Below are 1,603 nucleotides of genomic sequence, written 5' to 3'. Positions count from 1 at the left end.
GGTATCCGTATGGCTTCTGGTTCTTTGGGCCAGGGCTTATCAGTAGCTATCGGTGCAGCGCAAGCTAAAAGATTAAACGGCGATGATTCTTTCGTTTACACTCTTCACGGGGATGGTGAATTGCAGGAAGGACAGATCTGGGAAGCAGCGATGTATGCACCTCATAACAAGTTGGATAACATTATTGCTACGGTAGATTACAACGGTCAGCAGATCGATGGACCAACCGAAAAAGTACTTTCTTTAGGTGATCTTCATGCTAAATGGGCAGCTTTTGGATGGGATGTAATGGATGCCGACGGGAACGATATGGAAAACATCATTGCTGCTTTAGAAGAAGCTAAGTCAAGAAGAGGAAGCGGTAAACCGGTAGTGATCTTAATGAAGACTAACATGGGACATGGTGTGGATTTCATGATGGGATCTCACAAATGGCATGGTGTTGCTCCTAATGATGAGCAGTTACAACAGGCTTTGGATCAGTTAAGTTCAACACTACAGGATTATTAAAAGAGCTAAAAGGTTAGCGGTAAAAGGCGCAAGGGAATACATGTAGCCTTAAGGCTAACCGAAAACTCAGAGCTAAAAACAATGAAGAAATACACTTTTACAGAAAAGAAAGATACACGTTCAGGTTTCGGAGCCGGTTTACTGGAAGCTGGTAAAAAGAACCCTGAGGTAGTGGCACTATGTGCCGACCTGGTTGGCTCACTAAAAATGGAGGCTTTCATTAAGGAGTTTCCTGAGCGCTTTTTCCAGATCGGGATTGCTGAAGCAAACATGATGGGTATTGCTGCCGGTATGACTATTGGTGGTAAAGTTCCTTTCACGGGTACTTTTGCCAACTTCTCTACGGGTCGTGTTTACGATCAGATCCGTCAGTCCATCGCCTACTCTGATAAGAACGTAAAGATCTGTGCTTCTCACGCAGGTTTAACCTTAGGAGAAGACGGGGCAACACACCAGATCCTGGAAGATATCGGTATGATGAAGATGCTTCCGGGAATGACTGTGATCAACCCTTGTGACTATAACCAGACGAAGGCTGCTACTATGGCTATTGCAGAGCATCATGGTCCGGTTTACCTTCGTTTCGGTCGCCCGGTAGTTCCTATTTTCACTGACCCAGATCAGAAGTTCGAGATCGGAAAAGCATGGATGGTGAACGAAGGAGCGGATGTTAGTATCTTCGCAACAGGTCACCTGGTATGGGAGGCAATTCAGGCAGGAGAACAACTGGCAGAATTAGGTATCGATGCAGAGATCATCAATATCCACACCATTAAGCCATTAGACGCAGAAGCGGTGTTAAAATCAGTAGCTAAAACAGGCTGCGTAGTAACAGCAGAAGAGCATAACCGTTTAGGCGGATTAGGAGACAGTATTGCTCAGCTTCTTGCTCAGAATAACCCAACTCCTCAGGAATTCGTGGCAGTAAACGACAGTTTTGGTGAAAGTGGTAAACCTGCAGAACTAATGACCAAATACGGTCTGGATGCAGAACACATCGTTAAAGCTGTTCAGAAAGTAATTGCAAGAAAGAAGAACGCTTAATAAACACAAATAAAATTGGATAAAGGCACCGGGGGAGCTTCCCTTTGGT

General features: G+C 44.9%; 2 protein-coding genes. Both read left to right on the top strand.

The genetic code is table 11. The annotated features are described in order from the left end of the window. Positions 1-510, top strand: a 510-nt coding sequence (locus J4N24_RS25365) for a transketolase (protein ID WP_242691816.1), incomplete at its 5' end; no start/stop codon positions are given. 81 nt (positions 511-591) lie between these two features. Continuing rightward, positions 592-1,554: a transketolase family protein gene (locus J4N24_RS25360; protein WP_207536540.1), complete on the top strand. Its 963-nt coding sequence runs from the start codon at positions 592-594 to the stop codon at positions 1,552-1,554. Positions 1,555-1,603 lie beyond the last annotated feature (49 nt).

The sequence above is a fragment of the Desertivirga arenae genome, from assembly GCF_017355785.1.
GTDB classification, from domain to species: domain Bacteria; phylum Bacteroidota; class Bacteroidia; order Sphingobacteriales; family Sphingobacteriaceae; genus Desertivirga; species Desertivirga arenae.
The sequence above is the reverse complement of the archived record's forward strand: the minus strand, read 5'-3'. Positions and strand labels throughout refer to the sequence as shown.